Consider the following 24,489-nt stretch of genomic DNA (forward strand, 5'->3'; position numbering starts at 1 on the left):
GAGCCCGGGATATCCCGCTAAATTGAAAACGCAAAACCCTTCTCAAATAAGGTATTGCGTTACCGACAAACTAACTGCTTTTTTATGAATACAAACCTTGTGCATTTTACGTTAAATGGAGAACCGGTGGAAGTTGCTATCGAACCGTGGACCACACTACTTGACTACCTGCGCTATCATCAAAAACTTGTTGGCACAAAAAAAGGTTGTGACCATGGCCAGTGCGGTGCCTGCACAGTTCTTATTGACGGTAACAGCGTGAATTCCTGCCTTTGCCTTTTAGTGAGTCTGGATGGAGCAGAAATCACCACCATTGAAGGTGTTGCAACCGCTGATAACTTAAGCCTTGAACAACAGATTTTTATAGAAGAAGATGCGTACCAATGTGGATTCTGTACCCCGGGGCAAATTTGCTCCACCATCGCGATGCGTAACCGCGCGGAAATCAATTCTGAAGAAGAACTCAAAGATTGGATGAGCGGTAACCTTTGCCGTTGCGCCGCCTATAAAAATATAACGAAAGCCGCCCGTCGCATTTACGAAGAATCCTAATCACTATGAAACCATTTCAATACACCCGGCTTTCGACCGAAGATCTCTCGTCAGGCACTACATTACGTGATTCCACTATTCTTGCCGGCGGAACCAACTTAGTAGACCTCATGAAATATGGAGTTGAAGAACCCGATAGCCTTGCAGATATCGGTAAGTTGCCTTACACTCAGATCGAAGAATCTGATAAGGGTTTATTACTGGGAGCATTGGTAACCAATGCAGATACCGCCTACCACGCGGCGGTAAAAAGCACGTATCCCGTTCTCAATAAAGCCATACTTGCCGCAGCATCCTCACAGCTGCGTAACCGCGCTACAAACGGGGGAAATCTACTACAACGCACCCGCTGCTATTACTTTTACGATACGACAATGCCCTGTAACAAGCGTGAACCGGGAACCGGATGTGCCGCGATTAAGGGGTTTAACCGTATTCATGCTATTTTAGGCACTTCAGCCTCCTGTATTGCCACGCACCCTTCAGATATGTGTGTAGCCCTGGCCGCCTTAGAAGCCAAAGTACTTGTGTTGCGCAAGGGAGAAACCATAGTGATCCCTTTTGATCAACTTCACAGACTTCCGGGAGATCAGCCTGAAAAGGACCATAATCTGGAACCCGGAGATCTCATAACCCATATTCAATTACCCGCTGAAGGTTTCTCAGAGCATTTTGAATACCTAAAAATCCGTGACCGGGAGTCCTATGCTTTTGCTCTCGTCTCTGTTGCGGCATGCTTAAAAGTTTCTGAGGGTAAAATTGCAGACATACGTGTCGCTTTGGGCGGTGTCGCTCACAAACCCTGGAAACTAAAAGAAGTAGAAAAAGATTTTTTTGGGAAAGAGGCTTCCACAGAAAATTTTCAATCCTTAGCTGAACAATTAATCCAGGGTGCCCAAGGTTTTGGGACCAATGACTTTAAAATTTCGCTGGTAAAAGGCGCTATCGTACGTGCCTTAAACAACGCTCTAAATCCATCATAATGCTCAATATAGGAAACAAACAAAAACGGGTCGACGGTCCGCAAAAAGTAACCGGCAAGGCGACCTATGCTGCAGATATCACATCTCAATTTTACCACGCTTATGTTTTGCAAAGCACTATTGCCTGTGGAAGCATCACAGCTATAGACACCTCGGCAGCAGAAGCATTTGAAGGGGTAAAAGGTATTTTCACACACAAGAATCTTCCCGAGCGTTTAAAAAATAAGGTTGATTATACCGATCCACTTTCCCCTCCCGGCAAGCCATTCCGCCCTTTTTATAACGATAAAATACTTTATAACGGTCAACCCATTGCCTTGGTAGTTGCCCAAACTTTTGAACAGGCCCGCTATGCTTCTAAGCTGATCAAAGTGACCTACGAAGAAAAGAAGTTTAAAGGCAGCTTATCGGAGAACCTCAAAAATGCCAGCGCCGATCGCGCTCCAGAACCCGCATCGAACAGAGGGGATTTTAAAAAAGCTTTTAAAAATTCCGACTATACAATAATTCGGGAATACCGCCAGTCGCGCAATTACCACAATCCGATGGAGCCCCACGCCACAAGCGTCGAATATAAAAGCGACGGAAGCCTCGTGGTCTATGATAAAATACAAGGTGTTGCGAGTTCATTAAAATATCTTAACGGTGTATTTGGTCTTGGTGCAGATACAGTGCAAGTGAAAAGCGATTTTGTAGGCGGTGCGTTCGGCTCCGGGCTTCGCCCGCAGTATCAGTTATTTATGGCAACGCTTGCTGCTTTAGAGCTAAATCACAATGTACAAATGGTTATGACCCGTGCGCAGATGTTCAGCTTTGGATACCGGCCGGAAGTCATTCACACCATGAAGTTGGGTTGTTCAAATGACGGTATACTACAAGCTCTTTCACATAAAACTGTTGGAGAGACCTCTACGTTTGAAGATTTTAATGAGACTATTGTAGACTGGTCTGGTCTCTTATACAAATGTGAAAATGTAAATTTAGAATATGAATTAACACCGGTACAGAGTTATACCCCACTTGATATGCGTGCTCCCGGCGGCGTTTCTGGGGTTTATGCCTTAGAATGTGCTATAGATGAACTTGCCCATGAAGCGGGCATTGATCCACTGGAATTCCGGCGTAAAAATTATGTAGATTACGATCAGAATGAAGACAAACCCTTCACCAGCAAAGAGCTGATGGCATGTTATGCGCGCTGTGAGGAAGTATTTGGCTGGAAAAACAGAAAGGATTTATCTAAGACTGAGCCACACCTGCTTACGGGTTATGGGATGGCAACCGGTTCTTGGGAAGCGCTGCAACAACCAGCTTCCGTTTCTCTGAGTATGAATGAAGAGGGTACATTTACCATTAAATGCGCCACAGCAGATATCGGAACAGGAACCTATACCGTGATGTCTCAGATCGCTGCAGACAAGTTGGGGGTTTCTATAGAAAAGATAAAATTTATGCTGGGAGATACCGCGTTCCCAGACTCCCCAATTGAAGGAGGCTCCTGGACGGTTTCGTCAGTAGGATCGGCGGTAGCCTCGGTTTGTGAAAAATTCAAATACCGAATAGCCGATGTATGGAAACGAAACAATCCGGATTATCAAGCTGTAGCTTTTGGAGATATTTCGTTTCAAAAAGGTAAGCTGGAATACCGTTCTAAAGCATTTTCTTTCACGGAAATTATGCAGCAGGCTTCCAAAGAAGAATTAAGCATCGCTCACAGCGAATCACCAGCTGAAGGTCAAAACACCCATTCGGGTTATGCCCATTGTTGTGTGATGGTTGAGGTTACAGTTGATAAGGACTTAGGAATTATTAAGGTGCCCCGCCTTGTCAATGTTTCTGCAGCCGGTAAGATCATCAATCCTAAAACTGCTGAAAATCAGTTGCTGGGATCTATGGTCTGGGGTCTGGGGATGGCCCTTCGTGAAGAGGGAATGGTAGATACCCGTTATGGGCGGGTTATGAATGCCAACTTCGCCGAATATCACATTGCAGTAAATGCCGATATACACGATATACACACAGAGTTTGTTGAAGAGAAAGATGATAAAGTCAATCCGCTGGGTGCTAAAGGTGTGGGAGAATTGGGTATTGTAGGCCTGGCAGCAGCAATAAGTAATGCCATCTTTGACGCAACCGGAAAAAGACTGAGAAAGCTACCTATGCTGCTGGATGATGTTTTAGAAGCCTAACAGCGTCCTCCGTGAGGATGGGTAAACCCACAAAGCCTTAAACTGAACCATACATTTTTAGATCGAGACACGTTTCATAGCATTTAAATCGCTATTATTCCGTAATCTGAATATCATTACGAGGGTTCACCCTGAGCATGTAGAAAGGCCAGTAGAGAAATCATACGTTAAGTTCACAGTACAAGTTGCAGTGGGCAGTATATTTAATTCAATATTAAAAGCACAAAACCATCTTTCTCAATCGCCCGTGTCCCCAACCCTTCTCCCCTGACTCCTTCTCTTAAGTTGGAGAAAAGCGTTGAATTTTTACTCTATTGAATACACTGCCATATTCAAACCCGAAGGGCTAAATCAATCAAAAACCCTCGGTTCAGTATAACCGCACCTTTTTGGTTAATGAGCCAGATGGCGCATAGGCTTTGAGATCCTATCGCTTTATCTGGTATATACTATGTAGCGCTCACCATTAAAAGAGTAACGAGACTGAGGGTACAGAAGGTTCCTCTTGTCCTTAAAATTTCTTAAAATAATTTCAGCTCGCTCTAAATAGTGTACTTTAGATTCAAAATTGATGTTATGACTAAGATTGTAAAAGATTCTGATGACGAGAAGGAACGGGACTATATCCTTCAGGATAATAAAAAAACACGCTTTGGCGCCGGCTTTATCGTTGTCGTGCTGATTATATTGGTTTTGGCCGTGATCGGTTCGTTTATTTATTTTGAGGTCGTTTAGTTGGATTTAGGCTAATTCCACCGGAGTAGCCCCCTTCCCCTCCCCAAACCTTCTCACTCCTGAAAGCTTTCGGGAGAAAAGGGACTTGATGCTAACTCAACTTGAGGCTTTACTACAAATTATCCAAACCCGAAAGGTTATACGAATTACGATCCCTCGGTTCAGAATAGGCGCAGGCAGCTCCGAAGGACAGGAGCGGTAGCGACGCGGAGCTGACAAGACGGTTTTTGGCCGTAAAACGGCTTTTAAAAGGAATACCTTACGCGTTATAGGAATCAATTAGGGATCAAGACCAGCTCATTAATATTTAATCTCGATTATCGAGCAAAAAATTTCGAAGCGAGGGTGTCTTTTCTTTTGTTACTTTTCTTTGGACAAGCAAAGAAAAGTAAGGAACATAAAAACTTCTATTCTTATTTCTGTTCATTTTTTCCATTGATGAAAAAACGAACCAAAAAAATCTAGGCTTATTTTTACATCTTTGAAAACTACGCAAATTCCTTATCGTGCGGATAGCAAACCGCTACGCCTGTGCATTCCTCTCGTTCCACTCGTCGGATGCAAGCTCCACTGCCCACCGCTGCGGCATTTGCTTGTTTTACGACAGATCTAAAAAGTAGGCCATCTCTAAATTGAAACTAAGAATAGTATTCTTTAGCCCTTCCCTCGGTTCAGAATAGGCGTGGGCAGCTCCGAAGGACAGGAGCGGTAGCGACGCGGAGCTGATAAGACGTTTTTTGCCTGATAAGGCAAAAAATTCCTAAGCGAGGGGCTCTTTTCTTTTGATTCGTTTTCTTTGGAGAAGCAAAGAAAATGAATGAAACATAATTAGAAGTAAGTACTACTCAAATCTCCGTTAGGAGATCAATCAACACTTCATCAGAAGATCTAACATCTATTCATCTCCCTGTTCTTTTGCCTTTATACAAAAGAACCAAAAGATAACAACAGGTAACCTTTAATTAAATAATATACCCAACACCCCTGATAAAAGCGCATCTTTTATTGTGGAAGCTCCATACGGATTGAACGAATCCCGTACGGGATTTATCGTATTAAAACCAGGATCAAAAAAATTGAATTGAGTCCTTACTAATGCCTGACTCAAATCACTTCCTGAAAAACCGTCCGTTAAAACATGAGCTTGTGGCACGTATGACATCAAAGTCGTATTGGGTGTATATCCGTCTTCCGTTACAGAATACGTGTCGTACCAATTATGAGTGGGATTATATAAAGAAAGTGCCTCAGTAAATTCAGGTAGCGTTAAAGTGAGCGCAAGCTTTGTCTGAACTGGTATCTGGAAACTACTAACTGGTTTATTTATACTATTTGATGTAAAACCTATACCATTATTTTGGGCAAAAATAGAACTGCTTATCACTAAACAACCTATTACTAAAAGTGATTTAAAAAAATTCATAAGCTACTGATTTGATTGGTACGAGTTAATAATACATTTTACATCAAAAATTAAACCATTAATTTTCTTAACGATCATTCAAAATAGTGCAACTAGTTCGTTGATTAAAAGGAAACACCAAGTAATCTGCTTCGGTAGGTCATTTCTAGAGTTCACCCTGAGCGTGTCGAAAAGACAGTAGAGAAATCACACATTAAGTTCGCTGTTTAAAGTTGCAGTGGATGGTATTACAAAACCATCCTTCATAATCGCCCTCATCCCCAACCCTTTTCCCTCCTGAAAGCTTTCGGGAGAAAAAAGGGACTTGATGCTAACTCAACTTGAGGCTTTACTACAGAATATTCAAATCCGAAGGATCAAAAGAATAAAATCCCTCGGTTCAAAATAGTCCTTAAGTTATGCTAATCCATATAGATAGGGCGATTTGTGGGTTCAGAACTATAAAAGCGAAATTTTAACTTCTATTCTTCTTCTCTTTCTTTTTTACTCAGGAGTTTGCTATTTTTTTAGGACTTCGTGAATCTACGATTTGCATCGCCCAAAAAAGAAATCGACTGTAGGGAGATTCACGAACTCCTATACAATCTAAATAAGTGAGCTAAACAAAAAAGTCTAGGCTTATTTTTACATCTTTGAAAACTACGCAAATTCCTTATCGTGCGGATAGCAAACCGCTACGCCTGTGCATTCCTCTCGTTCCACTCGTCGGATGCAAGCTCCACTGCCCACCGCTGCGGCATTTGCTTGTTTTACGACAGATCTAAAAAGTAGGCCATCTCTAAATTGAAACTAAGAATAGTATTCTTTAGCCCTTCCCTCGGTTCAGAATAGGCGTGGGCAGCTCCGAAGGACAGGAGCGGTAGCGACGCGGAGCTGATAAGACGTTTTTTGCCAGATAAGGCAAAAAATTCCTAAGCGAGGGTGTCTTTTCTTTTGTTACTTTTCTTTGGACAAGCAAAGAAAAGTAAGGAACATAAAAACTTCTATTCTTATTTCTGTTCATTTTTTCCATTGATGAAAAAACGAACCAAAAAAATCTAGGCTTACATGAGCTTCTCTAAATTTTTTGTTCCCTCCGCTGCATGCGCTTAACTCGGCCACGGGCCTCAAACAGAACCGCCTGCTAAGCTACGCTCACTTCAAATTTAACGAGAACCTCATGATAGGCCGATACTGGCATTCTATCAGAATTTAGATAGTACATAATAACTACACGAATAAAACTATATGTATTCATACCCGAAGGGTTTGGTTTCCTTTTGGTCAGTATAGCAGCCGTTGTCCGTTAAAAATTCATGAAGCCTTGGAAGGAATTTAGGACAACTGTTGCGGTTTTCGCCCCAAGGCGAAAAATACCTATCCAAAAGGCGTCGTTTCTTTTGGTTCGTTTTCTTTAGACGAGTAAAGAAAATGAACAAACATGATTAGAAATAAGCATTACTAAAATCTCCGTTAGGAGATCAATCAACACTTCATCAGAAGATCTAACATCTATTCATCTCCCAGTTCTTCCACATTGATGCAAAAGAACCAACCCGTCTGGTAAGCCAGGCAGGAAAACCATTATTTATAAAGCTTTAACAGGCTGTTACTATATCTTCATTAAATGATTTTGAAAAGGTCAGTATATTTCAACAACAACCTTAAAACACCGTATACAAGGTTGTTACCAACCTTCCTTTAACTCCCGGCGCCGGTAGGGATAACAGCTGTTTGGCGGCTTTCACTTTAAAATTAAAAGGAGGCGCCAGCAGATCAACCCCGCTGTGTTTTTTAAGACGAATACCTTGTCCGGATATAATATCTATGTTGGGTGTGAATTCCGCTTCCGGCACGTGCTCGGTAAGGATCACGTATGGATAGGCATATAACTGGTTGACGATACGCTGGATTTCTGCATTAGAAAGGTGTTGCAATACCTGCCGCACTAATGCTACATCACCTTCAGGCAAAGCATCGTTGGCAAGATCAATGGTGTCAAAAGTGAGCTGTTTACTTTTAAACGTGTTGTTGTTGTGGGCAATCAACTCGGGTACGATATCGACGGCTTTATAGGCCTGGGTATAGGAGACCAACTCCTTCCCTACATTAAAATCCCCACACCCCAGATCACAGATTACGGGTGGGTTTTCCAGGCTTTTAAAAAAAGCAATCACCTCCTCGATATACGGCTGTACTGTTTCTGCATCGTGCGAACCCGCTCCGGAATAAAATGAGGTGTCACGCCCACCCCACAGGTTCTGTTCATACACCTGCTGCATGGCATCTTTGGTGGGCCAGGGTTTTTTGGAGGTTTTTTTCATTGGAAGCAAGTTAAAGCAGGTTTTAAAATATACCAACTGAGCCCTAATAACCAAATACAAATTTTGATAAAGATACTCTTCAATACTTCAATCAGTGTGAATCTGGAGCGTGCTTAATACCCAGTTATCCGTAAAAGGTAATTGCAGAGGAATGACAAAACTTTAGCTAAAAAGAACATGTTTTGGCAGTGAAGCTTCTAACGGGCAAAATGACCATAAACTTCTTTTATTCAAACATTTATACGTAATCGAAAACGTTATAGTTACGAAATAATAATGTATATTTATGCTCAGTATGAGGTGTTCCTCCAAGTGAAATGAATCACAGACGTGTAAAAAATCTAAGTTATGGCTTCCTATCTTGTGCTAAAAAAAAACCAGTAATAACCTTATATCAAGATAAAAAGGTATTGTTATATCCTAAAACACGAGTATAAGTCTTCCAATTTTTATCCAATGTAAAAAATCCAATTGGCTAATCTAAGATTTAAAAAAATGCAGATTCATTTAGATAACCATAACTATTTAGCAGTTCTTAGGTATGGTATAACTAGCTACACCTTGAGTTTGTGTTTTTTAAACTTTATAAAAAGCCACTATTCAAAGAGTAGTATAACTGCCAGTAACGCGTTAACTGGTAGTTTACTAGCGTATTGAACTTTAAACTTTAAGCCCTAATGAAGTTATTACCTACAGTATTTACCTTAGTTGTAGCCTGGTCTATTACCTATTCTCAAAACATTAAGGAGACGACCACCATCTCACCTGATTCCACCAAAGAGGAAATAGTTGCTTACCTAAAAAGCAATATCAAAAAATCAGCTATTGAATTTGAGAAAGAAAACTATCCGGCTTCAATTCTCTACAACTATAAGAATTTAAGACTGGCAGAGAAGATTGGAGATTCCTTATTACTGGCGATTTCCAGAAGTCATATTGCCAATGACTACTTGAGATTAGACAACCCGGAGCAGGCCCGCGATTATATTGATAAAAATATAATTATGGCCGAAAGCATGAACGATACTGCACTGATTAATGCCGCAAAAATTGATCTTGCTAATATTTATCTGGAAGAAAAAAATTACGAAGATTTTATACGCTTAAACAAAGAAGTGATTGTTCTGGCAAAACATGTCAAAGATAATCGGCGGTTAATCATCAGCTCCCTGAATATTGCAGATGCCTATTTATTTAAACTGGAGCGGGCAGATCTGGCCAGACCGTATTTAGACTCGTTGCGTATCTATAATGCAAACGAGACCCGGGAAGCTGTTAAAATACCAGAAGAAGATTTCTATTATCTTGAAGGTAAATATGATTTTCTAAAAGAGAATTTTAGCGGAGCAAAAGAAAACTTTTCATTTGTTTTGAATCATTACCGGGACTACCAAAAGCTGGATTACCTGTTAGAATCGTATTCCGGGTACATTCACAGTCTGGGTAAATTGGGAGCGTATGAAGAAGCTTACGATAGCTTTGGGGTATTAGATACGCTGTTTGAACGTAAACTCAACAGCATTCAGGAAGAGTCTAACAAGATTTTGAAGCATCGCCTCAAAATTGAAAGTATAGAACAGCAAATTAAGCATACCGAACTGCAAAGCAAAATCATTGCTGCACGAGCACAGAATAATAGAACCTTACTGGGTGCTTCTGTAATTATAGTAATTGCACTGGTCACCGTATTGATCTTTTTTATCTATGAGCGTAAAAAAAGATCGGCACTTGTACTTCAACTCCAATGTAAAAACGAGGAGTATCTCGAGGCTAAAGATAAGTCTGAAGAGATGACCCGCATCAAAACCAAATTCCTTTCAACCATCAGTCACGAACTCAGAACCCCCTTATACGGCATCATTGGCTTATCTGACTATTTATTTCAGAAATCAAAATTATCTGAATACGCAAAAGAACTTCAGTCTTTAAAATTCTCAGCCCATTACTTGCTCAATCTGGTGAATGACGTGCTTACGCTCAATAAAATTGAATCAGGCACGAGTGTTGAAACAGAGCACAAACCCTTTAATTTACAAGAACTCATTGATGGTATATGTCTTTCTTTAAAATTTATGAAAAAACAGAATAGCAATACCTTAACAATTGAAATCGCCGAAGAAATCCCCAAAATAGTGATAGGCGATAAAATAAAACTATCACAAATCATAATAAACCTGGTAGGTAATGCCTTAAAGTTTACTAAGAATGGTGAAATAAAAATCCTGATAAACCTTGTACAAAAAGTGGATAACGCAGTTACGCTTAAATTTGAGATTCAGGATAACGGCATTGGCATCTCTGAAGCTGAACACCATGAAATATTCAGAGAATTTACCAACCTCAACAAAACAAGCTTGTTTGCGGGTACCGGCCTCGGTCTCAGCATTGTTACCAAATTACTAAAAGAAATGGATTCCCAAATTCAATTAACCAGTGAACTTGGAGTGGGTTCTACGTTCTATTTTATAGTGAAACTGGATACCCCAGACCCCTTAGAACAAAATGTGGTATCGGGCTTGGCGAGCGCTAATGAGAAACAGCTTTGTGGGAAAAAAATCCTGATTATAGATGATAATCACATCAACCAGATGGTCACTCAAAAGTACGTAGAACGTTTTGGAGCTACAGCAAAAGCTGTAGACACGGCCATTGAGGGGATAAAACTGCTTAAAGCCGAACGTTTTGATCTCATATTAATGGATCTTAACATGCCTAAGATTAACGGTCTGAAGGCAACTTCAATAATCAGAACATTTAATAAAGACATTAAAATCATCATTTTATCTGCAACAGAAGTTCAGGAACTGCGAACTAAAATAAAAGGCTACGACATCAATGACTTCCTATCAAAACCTCATAAAACCGAAGATTTACAAGAGTTGCTTACAAAGCATCTTATTGAGTAAGAATCGGGATTTTGCAGAGAACCAGATCAAAAACGTAAACCGCATGTTGTAGCTCCTTCTCGCTTCTCACCCCTCCCTTTAAATCATTTACCGATGCCCTTTAACCCAAACCACCAGCAACCAAATCTCCCCCATTATACCGCCCGCTGATACGTCATGCGCTTTAAAACCAGCAAACGCTGCTCCGCCAACTTTTCCGCCTGCTCCAGAAACCGCTCACACACGTGAAAACTGTCCGTACCGTCTGCTTCGGTTACTGTATACAAGCTGCCGTACTGCACATGCTGCTGCGCATGGGTAAGTAAATACAAGCGCCGCCGCGCTTCAAAAGAAGGGGTTTCGAGCAACTCCTGCGGAAAGTTGGTAAAACTCCGACACAGGTCTAACAGGTATGGTAATGCGGTATAGGACGGACTGTACTCCCAAAACAAGCGGATCAACCCCAGACAGGTTTGTATCAGCGCCTGCTCATACATGTACAGGTGTACCAACGCATCTTCGCGGGTATCCAGAATGCGGGTAAGGCCTACCAGATATTTAGCCCGGTTGCTACGGATATCCCAGTATTTTTTAAGTTTATGATACCCCTGCGGATGGTACGAACCCCCAAACGTTACAAAGGAGCGCAGTTGCGCATCTTCCTCATAAAGCAACTTCCCCTCCCCGACTACCCGTTGCAGAAAATTACTACCAGAGTCCAGCGCTTTGTACGCACGTTTAAACGTTTCCAAAATAAAAGTCACCCGCACACGCCTCCCGCTGGCGTTAAACACCCGGTCAGTAAGTTGCGACGGACGCATCCCCACCGTTTTGTGTGTAATCAGTACGACCACCGCATGGCTCTGGTGCTCCTGCCCTTCCTGCGGAATAAACAAATTGGCCTGCCGCAACAAGCTGTGCTGTTCCCTATAGATCTGGTAAGCCGAATGCACCCGGTAGTGTTCCTTCAAATAGGAAAGCACTTCCTGCAAACCGGTTTCCAATGGGGCATACGGGGCTGCTCCCTGAGGTGTGTCTTCGGTTTGTGCTCGTGCAGGGGAATGCTGCGCTACACAGGCATCCAGTAATTCGCGAGCGGCAGTATCAACCAGATAAAACACCCGCTCCATGGCCATATGTACCTGATAGCAACTGCGCCGGTCCAGCTCCTCGCTGGGATCAAAACCTTCACAGGCCCACACATCCAGCAATTCCAATAGCGTAGGATCGGCATCGGGCGTGGCCGGAGCGGGAAAAATCACCCCCAACTGTGGTAAATAGCTGCGCAACATACGCACCTCAGCTTCCAGCGAGGCAGCGGACTGTCCCTGCCCGGTGTACAACCGGCTTGCCCAGGCGAGTACCGACTTTAAAACCTCGACAAGCACGAGGCAGGTCGCCGGATACGTGTCCTGCTCAAACAATCCCCAGGCCGTATCAAAAAAGACGCCGATACTTGCGGCTTCTAAGTTGATCTGGTCTTCAGCTTTGTGCAGCAGCTTCTGCAGTTGCCCCTCCTGCGGGTCCCACAGGCGGTAGCCGGACTCGTGTGTATATACGGGAGTACTCAACCCGGCACCATTTAAAAAATACAGCTCCCCGTTTTGTAAGCCTGTACGTACCTGCTTTTCGGTATAGGCCTGCAGCGCAAAAGCCGGAAACTGTACCTGCAGTTCCGGTAAAGTTTGCTCCAAAGCCTGTAAGGCTTCAGAGTCCTGCACTACACCAAGCAGACTGTAGCATGGCTGGGGCTCTTGGGTGATTTCAGTAAGATACAGCGCCTGTACAGCGGTATGCGTAAATAAGGCTTCGGTGAGCCGATCAAGCGCTGCACCTAGCGCAAATTGGGGAGGAAGTTGGAGTTGGATTTTCATATTAGACAAATATTAATTCTTATTTAAATGCAATTTGTTCTGATTTTCGGAATAAATATACTGTAAATAAGACAAAAAACAAACGAGATGTTTCGAAAAAAGGAATTATCTATCCTAAAAACTAACTTTATGTACTTAAAAAAAGAAATATTTAATGACAGCTCTAGGTTTATACTTTTCAAGAAAATCCATAAACAGGTCAGAGGTTGCACGAAAAACAGGCATCAATAAGACCCGCCTGAGTGAACTTTCAAATCAGGAAAAGACGCATCTAAGAGCTGAAGAACTCTACCTGATTGCATTAGCTATAGATGTAGACCCGGGCGAGATGTTTATAGAATTGCACCAGGATCTTAAATTACCGGAGGAAAAATAAACGCATCGATATGCTTTTTATTTGAATTCAGTAAAGCGCTTAAAATAGAGTTGTATCAGCTGTTGAAGTTTTAATACTAATACGCTTTTCTTCTATGAAGCTTTTATCGGCATCCTCAAGCCAGCCCCGGACTCCTTAAAATCTGAGCGGGAACTTGGATTTTAACTTCTTTAGAAACTAAGTTACTATATTATACATCTCTGAAGGTTTAAATGGATGCCCCTCCCTGGGTTCAGCATAAACGCAGGAAAATCAACAACTAAACAACAGCGGGCTCACAATTAAACATATAACTTCTATTCATCTTCTCCTTCTTTTTTACTCAGGAGTTTGCTATTTTTTTAGGACTTCGTGAATCTACGATTTGCATCGCCCAAAAAAGAAACAAAAAAGTCTAGGCTTATTTTTAAATCCTTGAAAACTACGCAAATCCCTTATCGTGCGGATAGCAAACCGCTACGCCTGTGCATTCCTCTCGTTCCACTCGTCGGATGCAAGCTCCACTGCCCACCGCTGCGGCATTTGCTTGTTTTACTACAGATCTAAAAAGTAGGCCATCTCCAAATTGAAACTAAGAATAGTATTCTTTAGCCCTTCCCTCGGTTCAGAATAGGCGAGAGGGCAGAGCGTTAAGAAAAGGTCTGGTAGACCTTTTTAGCGAATGAGCCAGATGGCGCGTAGGCTTTAAAAAGGACTACTTTACTTCAAGTAAGAATTACTCTTAGTAAAACCTGATTAGCGACGCGGAGCTGACACGACGGTTTTTGGCCGTAAAACGGCTTTTAAAAGGAATACCTTACGCGTTATAGGAATCAATTAGAGATCAAGACCAGCTCATTAATATTTAATCTCGATTATCGAGCAAAAAATTTCGAAGCGAGGGGCTCTTTTCTTTTGTTACTTTTCTTTGGACAAGACAAATCGACGACAGGAGATTCACGAGCTCCCGTAAAATAATAATCACGCGAGTAAAGAAAAGTAAGAAACAAGCTATAGAAACTAGAACAAAAAAACCTGCACACACGTGCAGGTTCCTGTAAAGAAAAGTAGCCTTTAGATTAAGGTTACTGCACCCAAATACACACTCGTAGCAGCTTTTTTCTGATCTGCGGTGATAAAGGTCGCATACAACTGGATCTCCATTCCCGCCATATAGGCGGGAAACTGCAGGGTATCGGTTGTGGCATCGCGTTGCACCCCATCATTAAAGATCACCGCCTGGTTGAGCCCTTCCACACAGCCAATAGCGAGCAGGGTGTCTGTTGCCTCCGCTTTACCTTGTCCGCTGTTGTCATCCCACGCCAGAGTAATCTGTTCGCCCGCCACCGCCGTAGCGGTAGGATTCGCCAGACTTTGCAAGTCCCCCTTACTGATGAGTACCTTAGCATAGTCAATCTCAAAACCGCCCGTTCCATCAGGCTCGACTACTTCTTTGATGTAGTACGAGGTTGCCAGATTCGCCGGTGATTTGTCGCCCTGAGACTCCCCAAAATAAACGCTTACCACAGACTTAATCGGATTGAGAAATCGGATTGCCGCTTTAAAACGCAGCCGTTGCTCTAACTGTGCTTCGGTTGGAGGCCTGTTACTGGTGACCGGTAAGCTGCGCAATACATTACGACCGCGCCAGCGTGATCCGATTACCGTTCCTACTTTTCCACTGAATCCACCAAGGATTCCCTTTTCAAAAGTTCCCATAATTTTTAGGTTTTTGAGTTAAACATTGATTTGAGGGACTAAAGTAGCAGCGGGATTTGGGGAAACCACGACTTCCGTGGGTATGGCAGGCTAGTGCCTAGGATAGCATTTTACTACTTCAAAAGGCAACAATCGGCATACTTTGGCACTACTTCGCAACCTATTGCACTCATATTTGAAAAAAACAGGGGTTTGCTTCGGGTCTCGTTCGAGTCTCCTTCGGGTCAGCTTCGGGTTGGGTTCGGTGGAGTATAATGCAGCGCTGCACCCCTGTTGGTTACTGTTTTTGAAAAATGGTATCGGTTTCGAACGAGATACGAACGAAACTGGGAGGAGTATCGAAGAAAGATATATTAAACTTGTAAAATACTGACGTACAGCACATTTAAAGTTAATTTAAAAAAGTATTTGATTAATATGGTCCAGTTGTCGCGTTGAAATACTCCCTACCTTAGCCCTTATACTTAACCTGTAGGCTCCCTGATGCTTCGGTAGCCACTGCAACAGGTACCTGAGTAACTCGTGACGCAACGTGCGTCGCTTCATTCTATTAACGCCTCGTGGCATAAACTCTTTACGTATGAAACGTACCAAAAACCACAAAGCCCCTAAAACCCTGGAACTCCTAACTACTGCCGATATGGTGCAGTTATTTCAAGTAACGCCCTCGTGTCTTTACCGCTGGAGGCGCAGGCAAATTCTGCCCTCTGTTAAAGTCGGCTATTCGGTTTATTTTATTAAAGAGGATATTGAGACCATCTTAAAGCATAAAAGTAAGCTGAGTATGCAGCGCAAAGAGGATCTGGATGCCCCTACGTATCCTAAACCGTAACTCATTAAAGCACCTCGGGGAGTTGGGTGATTGCCCGGGGTGTTGTTTGAAAAATATGTTTGGCTATTCAAAGATCTTATTATCCTCTAATTTTTTCTTGAAGTCTCCACCCAATTGCTTATTTAAGGTATTATCACTATTCAGTACAGTCACTGTAGCTATACCGCATTGATGATTAGCTTTGTGACCAATTTGTTCAAAGCCTTTTATACTGATTTCATTAGACGCATTGCTCGGGTATAACAGCAAGGCCTTTGCCGAACTCCAATACTCATTATATACATACATCTGCCTGAGGTCTTGAGTTGAAGGTTTATTGCGGTCAATCATTTTCCATTTGGTATCAATAACTAATTCCGTTTTCTCTCCATTGAAAATAACAATATCAGGTTTTATACTGTTAGTATTCCAGAATTTCTTTTGACTCTGTCCTAAAACTCGATAGTTACTGCCTATATAAGCCTGTTTAAGCTGAACCAACACATACTCTTCCCAAAGGTTATTCATATCAAAAAGCAACGCAATCATTTTTTCTGAACCACTCTTGACATTAGGTGCAAAATTGAGAATAATGAGGCGGGCAATTTCTAAAGCGGTATTATAAGGCTGTTCTTTACGACCTAAAACCAGCTTATCAAAGGTAGCTGCAGTAGCATTGATAGCCTTTACCTCCGGGAAATCTAATTGTACTGATTTACACTTCCCATACAAATATCTTCCACGCGTAAATTGCTCAATGATACCCAATGCCTGTTGTAAAATCTGATGAATTAAATGGTCTTTATCATACACCTGATGCTCGGTATAAAAACGCTCTTTATGAATAAGGTTTTGAGATATCTGTTTCGCAAAAACCAACTTCCCTTTTAAAGTATTTAAATTACCCTGTTTAAGGTAGTATTTTTTAATAAGCCCTTGATGCATGAGCTTTTTCACTTCATTTAAATACCACTCAAAATAAATATCAAGCAGGTGTTTGCTTTGCTTTGTTACATGTGCGTGATCTACTTGATTTAGTTTAAGCTTGCGGGTAGCTCTAAGCATATCGATCAGCACATCGCGCCAAAGACCGGTATCAGTAGCACTACGATCTGCTTTAGGCATGATTTCGATACAAAGATCATCCACCTGCAACACACCTACATAGTGTTTAAAAGTAATTTTATCAAGACCTACCGTAAAGTATTTATTCCCGTGCAGTTCGTTTAGTTTGACGAGTGCTCGAAAATGCTTTTGCTGAAATATTGCTTTGCCTTTTCCACGGCCTAGGTGCAAGGATTCATACTCAAATACCTGAATAGGTTGTATGTTATTCATTGCCCATTAGCTCTTGGATTGCAGCATCAAAATCAATGCTATTAAAAGGCTTAAGTCTATATCGCGTTGCTACATCTGCGATCGTAAATCTTGTAGATTTTGAGAAAATGTCTTGGGAGTCATTTGTCTCCGTCTCTATAAATTCATCTCCTAAAACCAGGCCTATCTTAGCATAATCGTTATAAAAATATTCTTGAAGTAATGGAATGATTTTGTATTGAAACACTTCTCGAAGTTTAAGCTGCATATCTTCTGAGTGATATACTTCAAAAAAATAAGAATGTCCTATGGTATGGTCCTGGTCTAATAAATAATCAATACGCTTGTTAATAGTTGTAAGTATACTATCTAGACGTATGCCTGTAAAATCAAATTCTTCGAAATAAGACACTTGATTTTCATGCATACCCTCTTTGAACATACGTGCCCATATAGCCTTTCGCTGTTCGTAAAGCATTTCTGAGGCCCCCACAAAGCTTAAAAACTGCCTTTCTTTAGTTTTATAAACAGTACTATTCCACGCGTTTTCCTCATGCTCCCACAATAATTGCCAGAACATACGCTGAGGCTTTAATAAATTTGGATTAGGTATTATTTCATCAAAAGCAAAACGTCTACGTAAAGCAGTGTCTAAAGCTTCGACACTACGATCTGCTGTATTCATTGTGCCTATCACATATAAGTTTTGGGGCACTCCAAAACTTGATTTAGAGTATGCTAATTGCACCTGTAGCTCTTCGGTTTCACCTATACGTTTATCCATTTCTAATAAGGTTATCAATTCACCAAAAATAGCAGAAACATTACCTCGGTTTATTTCATCTATTATCAAGACAACAGGTTTAGCTTTTTTACCATACTCCTTCATTGCCTTATCATAAACACCTCCATCAAACTTTTTTAGTATCTCATCTTCATCTTCAGTATTCAAATCCGCTTCATTTAATTGCTCCTTTTCAATAGGTCGAAAACGCTTTGCCTCAAATTCCTTTAACCCTCTAAAGATGGCATAAAACTCTGTTATTCTAGGACTAACACCTACCGTATCTTTTACTTCTTGCAGATTGCTTATATCGTTAATTGATTTAAAAGTATCATAGAGTTTCTGAATATTCTCTTTAGTTAAAGGAGCAACATGAATTGAGGTAGATCCATTGGCTCTTGCTCGAATACTATCGTTCTTATTGATTTCAAATATTTCAACACTTCTACCGGTCATAGTTTTGAAGAGAGGTTTCTCCTCTACATTCCTATATTGAGAAATAAAAGCTTCATAGAGTTCATCAAAATCATAATCACTTTCAACAGACTTCTTTTTATCTTGCTTTAATAATCTATAGCAATTATATGCGGCGTAAGCGCAGCAACGTTTAAATATACCTGCTTCCAGATTATAGCTTAACTCTTGAGCACTATCCCCTGAGTTAATGAGTTTGGGTTTTATTCCTTCTATAAAATCCTCATAGCCCAAAGATTGATGGAAGGTTGTAAAATGAATGCTCTTGTCTTTGTAGAGCTTATCGTATTCTGCAACTATAAGCTTGCGGTAGTCTTTTTCGCTCGAAAAGTCTTTCGGCTTAAAATCTGGGCTAGCAATAGCTACTGCCCTTTCCTTAGTAGCGTAGGTCTTTCCGGTACCCGGAGGACCGTATAAGATTTGATTTAAAGGAAACCCTATTTTAGTATTTTCTGGTTCATTATAATCTTCTGTAGGTTCTTCTGCAGTTAAACTTAAGAGTTGATTTTCTGAGCTAATATTCTTATACTTAGCAAAACGCTTTTCCAATTTGTTTTGCATTGTATGAAATTCATCTTCTGTTATGCGATGTGCAACAAAATCAGGTTTGTCTTTTTTAATTGCTGCAATGGTACTATCTACAACAGGAATAATTACTTCTAGGTCTTTCTCTATATCACTAAGCATAGCTTCTAATGAAACATAACTTTCTTGTCTATGCTTTGTCTTTAAATTAAACATTTTATTCGTTGGCTTACCGATGTGGGAAAATCCAAGTTTAGCAATTGGTGAATCCCTAATTGCTTCTACTAAATTTAAAGCAGATTGATTTTGAGAATCGTGTGGAGCCTTGGTTTGATTAAACTCAAAAAAATAACCGTAATATTTGTCTTTAGATCCAAATACCAAACTTATGAGCTCTCCTGAAGAGCCCGGAAAACCGACTGGTATTGTCCAAAAAGTAGTTGCAAAATAGTTAGACTTTTTTGTCCCTATAAAACAATCTGTTTCTGCTCCCTTAGAACCTTTAACACGCACCGAAAAATTAAAAGTATTATCTTTTTCTCGCTTTGTCTTTAGCCATTTATAGACTTTCCTTTCGTATTCTTCGTATGTAATCATAATTTTATTTAAGAAAACCTATTCCTTTTAACCTAGCGTAATAAAGTTTCGACAGGATGCTGATTGAGAAAGTATTTTTGTGTAGGCATTATCCTATTATTTTATAGAAAGTAATTCTGTAATGATATCTTTTTTAAACTTACTCATTGGCCTTTTATGATAATCTTTTTCATCGATTTCAATACCAAAAATCAAACGATACCTTTCCTCATCTGACATATTTAGATCGCCAAAAGTTTTTTCAAGCAGTGACTGAAGATAGTTCTCATTGTATTTCAAACGAAGATCTATCAGGTCCTTTAGTTCTGTTTGACTATGTTTACTATAAACCAATTTAGTTCCTAAATCCTCTAAAGTCTTTTTAGCTTTTTTAGATATATGATTCTCATTAGCGAAATCTATTTCGTATTCTGATTGAGCATTTAGTTTATAAGAGAATGAAAATGAATTAGAAATATGCTTGTCTACATATGGGTGTAAATGTGTATTCGTATTAAACTTTTCTGTAGACTTAATTGAACTGTTACAAACGGAACAACAAGGTATCAAATTGTAGAAAGACAATGAGAATAAAGGATGCTTTGACTTACTAAGCCAATGATCAAACTGACAGGTTATCCCTTTTGCACCAGCATTTTTTCTTGCGGTAAAAATATACTGTCGATTACAAAATGAGCAAGTATGCTGATCTAGCCATTCTGCTAATTCATAATTAATAGAATAATTTATAAACCATGTATTGTAACCTTTTAAAAAAATAGCTTTACAATTATTTTGAAATTCTACACAACTACCATAACCTTGTTGAATCCAATTCAAGATCAACTTTCCTTCCAAAGCTAGCATATCCTTGGGTTGAACATTGAGTATTTCAAATAAATAAGGCTTAATAAAGTTTTTAAATACACCAAGGCTTAGCTGATGAAAACCTTTAGAACAAATATCACAAACATCTAATTTACATTTATAACCTTCTTTATTATCTTTAGAATACGAACCAAAAAGTTTCTTATTTAAATAACAATAGGCCTTTTGACTATACATTATCCGAGTTTCATTTTGTTCTCCTAGGTAAATCATAGCTAATCAAATTTTACGTTTAGCCCTGATTTTTTCGCAATAAGCTGAATTTGCTCCATTGCATTCTCCCTATCCATTTCTTCGGAATAGATGGTATAATACATTTCTTTCATTTTATATTTTAGTAGTGGCTCGTCAACAATTTCAATTAAATTATAAACATAGGTTTTATCAAGTTTAGGTATAGTTTCAAACCTTTCAAGACTTCTCTTTTTACCTAAAATAATTTTTTCATCAATATCTTTTTCTAGAGCTGAAATCTCTTTTTCTAATATTTTCTTATTTAGCCACTTAATGACTATATCAATTTTTTTCTGAGCAAAAGCTCCCATAAAACCATCCTCCAGAAAAAAACTATCCTTCAGTAAATCATATACATTTGCTCCGAAAGATTTTTCATCGGAATCTGCTTTTTTACCATCCTTTAATCTTAAAATATTTTCGCTTGGTATATCTGACAAAATGAATGGTGAGTGTGTCGCAAAAAGAATATTTATACCCTCAATATTATCAATATTATCGCTATTAATTTTTCCTATATAATTAGTTAAATCTGCAATAAAAGTACGCTGCATTTCAGGATGATAATATTGTTCTATTTCGTCTAGAAGAATATTTACATACTTATACTTTATCAATTCATTCTTCTCTTGGTTGTTGTTAAAAACAGAGTTGAGGTTTATTAAATGATATACTATGCTACTAAGATTATATATCTTTTGCTTTTCACCAGAACTCATTTTTTCAAAAAGAGTTTGATCTTCTAACGCAATTTTCACATCAAATATTGATGGAGGGAGAAACTCTATAGTTGATTTTATTCTTCCTCTCTTCCTTTCTTCTTCAACAAGTTTTTTTATTCTTTTCGAGAGATCATTAATATCTTCTTCAAATTCGGTGATTCCAAATTCCCTATCAGGATACCATTTTATATGGTCAAATTTTAAAAAATTTAAAGCCTGTTTTAACTTAAATGTAATATGGCTATTATCTTTTATGAGCTCTTTTATAAGTTTATCCTCATTATGAAATTTATCTCTTTGTAAAAAAGGTTGGTATCTTTTATAAAGTCCACAAATCCTTACTATTTTATTTTGCGCATAATAATATGTCGCTGAATGGACATTGTTTTGAGGTTTGATGAAATCACTACCAGTATATTGCTCATATAGTAATTTTGCTATAGAAGCTATATTTTTAATAGGACTTAGTCTGTGATTTATTTCATATTCCTCAAATTTATTATGATTAAATTTTAAAATTAGCTTATTAGCTTTCTTATTAGGTGTAAAATGTCTTAATGTTGCTGATTTTCCTACATCAACTGGTTCTAATATATTAGATAGCAACCTCTGTATTACAAGCTTTTTTTCTCTATTTATGTCTATTGTCCCATTTGTTCGCATAGGATTAATAACGATTGGAGTTTGGTAACTATCATTTTTATGAAAAATGTCATTTAGCCATTCTCCTTCTTCTAAAGCATTTAAACCATAATGCGAATATGAAACAGCAATGGTATAAAAGAAATGATCTGATAAATCAATTTCTTTTATAATTCCATTTTTTTTTATTTTTTCTTCACCAAGACCAGCAATAGTTTCTATCGAAAAATATTCATTTGAATTTTCTTGATTTCCTATTTTCAATACATAAAAACAATCTTTTAACTGATAATAAATTTTTAAGTCAATTGACTCAATCATTAAACTTATATTTTCAGACCATTCTAAATATTCCAATCTTTTTTTTGTAAAATAATCCACTTCATTTTTATCATAAAGTCTTTTATATTCTGTAAGCTGCTTTTTTAAAAAAACAAGATTTGGAAGGTATTTCAAATACTCCTCACCAATTTTATCTAACCTTTCTTCAATATTTGAAATTAATTCATCAGTATCTGTATAATTCTCATCTTTAGTTAAAACCTCATTTATTTTTTTTCCAAATCGTTGCTCTTGTTTGTTCAATTCTTCTTCTTTTTTATTGATTGAAGAAAAATTAAGCTCTAACAACTCTTTGCCTACCGATAGTAGATAAATAGAAATATAAAATACTTCAAAAAGCGTACTTTTTCCACTCCCATTTTTTCCAACAACTGCAGATAAATTAATATTAATATCTGCTTGATTGTATAAACCATTTGGAACAGTAGATTCATTTTGAATGAATTCAACTTTTTCTATTCCATCACTTATTTCCTGTTTATTTTTATCTAAAAATTTAAATCCTGAGTAGAACTTATAAAGTTGATTACTTTCTAATACTTTAAAAAAGTTTTTGTAATTCTCTGAATTAGATAATTCTTCACTAAAGTTTTTTCCAGTTCCTATCCCTAACAACTTAAACCCACTCATACCTCCCCATATTTACCACCATCCTCCGCAGCACCTCTAATTGCTAAATCCTTAACCTCATCAAAAGCCTCTTTAACATTCATTTTTTGTAGTACTACCATACCTATTGTTTTTCAATATCTTCCTTAAATTCTTCTAGAAACCATTCAATTGTCTTATTGTGCTTTCCAAGTTCCCTTTTTAAAAAATTCATACGCTTTTCGGTATCTTCGGTTTTCGCGTTGAGCATCGGGGTAAAGGCTGAGAACTCTTTGTGCTTCCAATATAGTTCTAGTTCCTCGGGGCAATTCTTCACCTCTTTGATTAAGTTCTGATCTACATTCTTGAAAAACGCGTTCCTCAATTTCGTCTTGTTCTTTTCCAACTTCTTCAATTCGTTCTCTAATTCCTCTTGATTTTCTTTCAGTTGATTCTCTAAGTTGTTCAACATTGTCAGCTCGTTCTTGCTCTTCTTCAAGTTTTCGTTTCGTTGATTGATATCCTTTTTCCAACCTTCCTCTTTTTTCTCTAAGCTCTTCTCTTCTAACGTCAATTGTTCTTCCTTCGCTTTCAAGTTTTTTTCGTCGCTCTGCAAACTCATCTCGTACTTCTCCCTCAAGTCGTTCTTCCATACTTTCCAGTCCCGCTCTCTCTGCTTCTGTAGCGCTCTCAACTCTTGATATTTCTCGTTCAAAGATTCGTTCAGCTTGCTTGTATGATTCTGACTCCAAAGCTGTTCTAACTGATCGTATAAGATTTGCAATTTGATTTTTTCGGCATTTGTAAGATTCTTCAAAAAGCTTTCTTTGGTCGTCATCAATTTCCCATACTCCTCTACCAGATGTGTCGGAAACGTATACATATTCTGTGTTGGCTTCGATTTCATTATATACCCATTTTATGCTTCTACTTGATTTAAATACCTGTTCAATCAGTTCTTCTGACTTCTTAGGGATGATAATTTGAACCGTATTAATTCCGAAACGATAAAGTTTATTCTTTTTCTTTTCGTCAATTTTATGTGTAACTACAAACTCTAGAAAGAGAATAGGTTTACCTCCGGCATCAAAAAAAGTAATATCTGGCCGTATTGACATATAGCGCTCATCAATATCAGGATCACTTCCATAATGGATCTCACAGTTCTCATCTTCATAAAAAGTCAGTTCAGACACGACCTTTGCTGCTTCAATCCATTCGGCCTCTGCTAATTTATTAGGCATGCCATCACTTCCTCTTGGAGGGTATTTGTACACAGCAGGTACCTTAAGGCGTTTTAATCGCTGTAAAATATCTCTTGCTATCCGCTCCCGGTATTCCCTATTAGCTCTAACGCATTCCGTATAATCATTCTTAACATTTTTAGCGTGATGACGGAAATAGTGTTCTCGAATTTTACCTTTTACCGCTTGCATTTCTTTCTTACACCCCAAACAGAAATATCCCTGTTTGCCGCTTTCAGCTTGAGAAATATGAATAGGGTCAATAAAGGATTTGGTGTATGCCCAGTCGGTTATATATTCTTCAACGATCTTTCCCATAAGCCA

At 39.0% G+C, this 24,489-nt stretch carries 16 protein-coding genes; 7 read left to right on the plus strand and 9 right to left on the minus strand.

Annotated elements, in window-relative coordinates:
* The first annotated feature begins 84 nt into the window (after positions 1-84).
* The 4 genes from DSM03_RS12430 to DSM03_RS19050 all read left to right on the plus strand — a co-directional run bounded on the left by DSM03_RS12430 (position 85) and on the right by DSM03_RS19050 (position 4,459).
* Positions 85-552 (plus strand): (2Fe-2S)-binding protein, encoded by a 468-nt coding sequence (locus DSM03_RS12430; protein WP_128763185.1) that lies wholly within the window; start codon positions 85-87, stop codon positions 550-552.
* A 5-nt stretch (positions 553-557) separates the two neighbouring features.
* Entirely contained in the window at positions 558-1,535 is a 978-nt protein-coding gene (locus DSM03_RS12435; RefSeq protein WP_128763186.1) for an FAD binding domain-containing protein, read from the plus strand.
* Positions 1,535-3,724: a xanthine dehydrogenase family protein molybdopterin-binding subunit gene (locus DSM03_RS12440; protein ID WP_128763187.1), complete on the plus strand. Its 2,190-nt coding sequence runs from the start codon at positions 1,535-1,537 to the stop codon at positions 3,722-3,724. Before DSM03_RS12435 ends, DSM03_RS12440 begins: the two co-directional genes overlap by 1 nt.
* Before the next feature lie 576 nt (positions 3,725-4,300).
* On the plus strand, positions 4,301-4,459 hold the full coding sequence (locus DSM03_RS19050) for a hypothetical protein (RefSeq protein ID WP_201740436.1): 159 nt from the start codon (positions 4,301-4,303) through the stop codon (positions 4,457-4,459).
* A gap of 958 nt (positions 4,460-5,417) precedes the next feature.
* On the opposite strand, the gene DSM03_RS12450 is transcribed toward DSM03_RS19050, so the two are convergent.
* Positions 5,418-5,882 carry a hypothetical protein gene (locus DSM03_RS12450; RefSeq protein ID WP_128763189.1) on the minus strand — a complete coding sequence of 155 codons (465 nt, stop codon included), beginning with the start codon at positions 5,880-5,882 and terminating at the stop codon, positions 5,418-5,420.
* A 1,643-nt stretch (positions 5,883-7,525) separates the two neighbouring features.
* Entirely contained in the window at positions 7,526-8,185 is a 660-nt protein-coding gene (locus DSM03_RS12455) for a methyltransferase (RefSeq protein WP_128763190.1), read from the minus strand.
* Between the two features lie 677 nt (positions 8,186-8,862).
* On the opposite strand from DSM03_RS12455, the gene DSM03_RS12460 reads away from it, so the two are divergent.
* Positions 8,863-11,091 (plus strand): hybrid sensor histidine kinase/response regulator, encoded by a 2,229-nt coding sequence (locus tag DSM03_RS12460; protein ID WP_128763191.1) that lies wholly within the window; start codon positions 8,863-8,865, stop codon positions 11,089-11,091.
* 134 nt (positions 11,092-11,225) lie between these two features.
* Here the strand turns inward: DSM03_RS12460 and DSM03_RS12465 are convergent, their stop codons facing one another.
* Positions 11,226-12,944, minus strand: coding sequence for a hypothetical protein (locus DSM03_RS12465; protein WP_128763192.1), 1,719 nt, complete (start codon positions 12,942-12,944; stop codon positions 11,226-11,228).
* Positions 12,945-13,098: 154 nt separating this feature from the next.
* Here DSM03_RS12465 and DSM03_RS12470 point away from each other — a divergent pair, with 154 nt between their 5' ends.
* Entirely contained in the window at positions 13,099-13,320 is a 222-nt protein-coding gene (locus tag DSM03_RS12470) for a helix-turn-helix domain-containing protein (protein WP_128762040.1), read from the plus strand.
* Positions 13,321-14,373: 1,053 nt separating this feature from the next.
* Here the strand turns inward: DSM03_RS12470 and DSM03_RS12480 are convergent.
* Positions 14,374-15,018, minus strand: a complete 645-nt coding sequence (locus tag DSM03_RS12480; protein ID WP_128762039.1) for a DUF6266 family protein — start codon at positions 15,016-15,018, stop codon at positions 14,374-14,376.
* 580 nt (positions 15,019-15,598) lie between these two features.
* On the opposite strand from DSM03_RS12480, the gene DSM03_RS12485 reads away from it, so the two are divergent.
* Positions 15,599-15,850 (plus strand): helix-turn-helix domain-containing protein, encoded by a 252-nt coding sequence (locus DSM03_RS12485; protein WP_128763193.1) that lies wholly within the window; start codon positions 15,599-15,601, stop codon positions 15,848-15,850.
* Between the two features lie 63 nt (positions 15,851-15,913).
* Here DSM03_RS12485 and DSM03_RS12490 read toward each other — a convergent pair whose 3' ends face one another.
* The 5 genes from DSM03_RS12490 to DSM03_RS12510 all read right to left on the minus strand — a co-directional run bounded on the left by DSM03_RS12490 (position 15,914) and on the right by DSM03_RS12510 (position 24,483).
* Positions 15,914-17,167, minus strand: a complete 1,254-nt coding sequence (locus DSM03_RS12490; RefSeq protein WP_128763194.1) for an McrC family protein — start codon at positions 17,165-17,167, stop codon at positions 15,914-15,916.
* Positions 17,160-19,526: an AAA family ATPase gene (locus tag DSM03_RS19055; RefSeq protein ID WP_201740437.1), complete on the minus strand. Its 2,367-nt coding sequence runs from the start codon at positions 19,524-19,526 to the stop codon at positions 17,160-17,162. The genes DSM03_RS12490 and DSM03_RS19055 overlap by 8 nt, the downstream gene beginning before the upstream one ends.
* 96 nt (positions 19,527-19,622) lie before the next feature.
* Entirely contained in the window at positions 19,623-20,606 is a 984-nt protein-coding gene (locus DSM03_RS12500; RefSeq protein WP_128763195.1) for a hypothetical protein, read from the minus strand.
* Positions 20,607-20,608: 2 nt separating this feature from the next.
* On the minus strand, positions 20,609-22,963 hold the full coding sequence (locus DSM03_RS12505) for an AAA family ATPase (RefSeq protein ID WP_128763196.1): 2,355 nt from the start codon (positions 22,961-22,963) through the stop codon (positions 20,609-20,611).
* A 155-nt stretch (positions 22,964-23,118) separates the two neighbouring features.
* The gene (locus tag DSM03_RS12510; protein WP_128763197.1) at positions 23,119-24,483 is read right to left on the minus strand and encodes a competence protein CoiA family protein; all 1,365 of its coding nucleotides are present in this window, start codon (positions 24,481-24,483) and stop codon (positions 23,119-23,121) included.
* Positions 24,484-24,489 lie beyond the last annotated feature (6 nt).

Origin of the sequence: Leeuwenhoekiella aestuarii (assembly GCF_004104055.1) — a bacterium.
GTDB classification, from domain to species: domain Bacteria; phylum Bacteroidota; class Bacteroidia; order Flavobacteriales; family Flavobacteriaceae; genus Leeuwenhoekiella; species Leeuwenhoekiella aestuarii.

What these genes read in the sequence shown, in the direction of transcription:
- DSM03_RS19055 (WP_201740437.1), bottom strand. Translation starts at nt 19,526, where the DNA reads ATGATTACATACGAAGAATACGAAAGGAAAGTCTATAAATGGCTAAAG.
- DSM03_RS12450 (WP_128763189.1), bottom strand. Translation starts at nt 5,882, where the DNA reads ATGAATTTTTTTAAATCACTTTTAGTAATAGGTTGTTTAGTGATAAGC.
- DSM03_RS12430 (WP_128763185.1), top strand. Translation starts at nt 85, where the DNA reads ATGAATACAAACCTTGTGCATTTTACGTTAAATGGAGAACCGGTGGAA.
- DSM03_RS12440 (WP_128763187.1), top strand. Translation starts at nt 1,535, where the DNA reads ATGCTCAATATAGGAAACAAACAAAAACGGGTCGACGGTCCGCAAAAA.
- DSM03_RS12460 (WP_128763191.1), top strand. Translation starts at nt 8,863, where the DNA reads ATGAAGTTATTACCTACAGTATTTACCTTAGTTGTAGCCTGGTCTATT.
- DSM03_RS12435 (WP_128763186.1), top strand. Translation starts at nt 558, where the DNA reads ATGAAACCATTTCAATACACCCGGCTTTCGACCGAAGATCTCTCGTCA.
- DSM03_RS12480 (WP_128762039.1), bottom strand. Translation starts at nt 15,018, where the DNA reads ATGGGAACTTTTGAAAAGGGAATCCTTGGTGGATTCAGTGGAAAAGTA.
- DSM03_RS12505 (WP_128763196.1), bottom strand. Translation starts at nt 22,963, where the DNA reads ATGAGTGGGTTTAAGTTGTTAGGGATAGGAACTGGAAAAAACTTTAGT.
- DSM03_RS12470 (WP_128762040.1), top strand. Translation starts at nt 13,099, where the DNA reads ATGACAGCTCTAGGTTTATACTTTTCAAGAAAATCCATAAACAGGTCA.
- DSM03_RS12465 (WP_128763192.1), bottom strand. Translation starts at nt 12,944, where the DNA reads ATGAAAATCCAACTCCAACTTCCTCCCCAATTTGCGCTAGGTGCAGCG.
- DSM03_RS12510 (WP_128763197.1), bottom strand. Translation starts at nt 24,483, where the DNA reads ATGGGAAAGATCGTTGAAGAATATATAACCGACTGGGCATACACCAAA.
- DSM03_RS12500 (WP_128763195.1), bottom strand. Translation starts at nt 20,606, where the DNA reads ATGATTTACCTAGGAGAACAAAATGAAACTCGGATAATGTATAGTCAA.
- DSM03_RS12490 (WP_128763194.1), bottom strand. Translation starts at nt 17,167, where the DNA reads ATGAATAACATACAACCTATTCAGGTATTTGAGTATGAATCCTTGCAC.
- DSM03_RS19050 (WP_201740436.1), top strand. Translation starts at nt 4,301, where the DNA reads ATGACTAAGATTGTAAAAGATTCTGATGACGAGAAGGAACGGGACTAT.
- DSM03_RS12455 (WP_128763190.1), bottom strand. Translation starts at nt 8,185, where the DNA reads ATGAAAAAAACCTCCAAAAAACCCTGGCCCACCAAAGATGCCATGCAG.
- DSM03_RS12485 (WP_128763193.1), top strand. Translation starts at nt 15,599, where the DNA reads ATGAAACGTACCAAAAACCACAAAGCCCCTAAAACCCTGGAACTCCTA.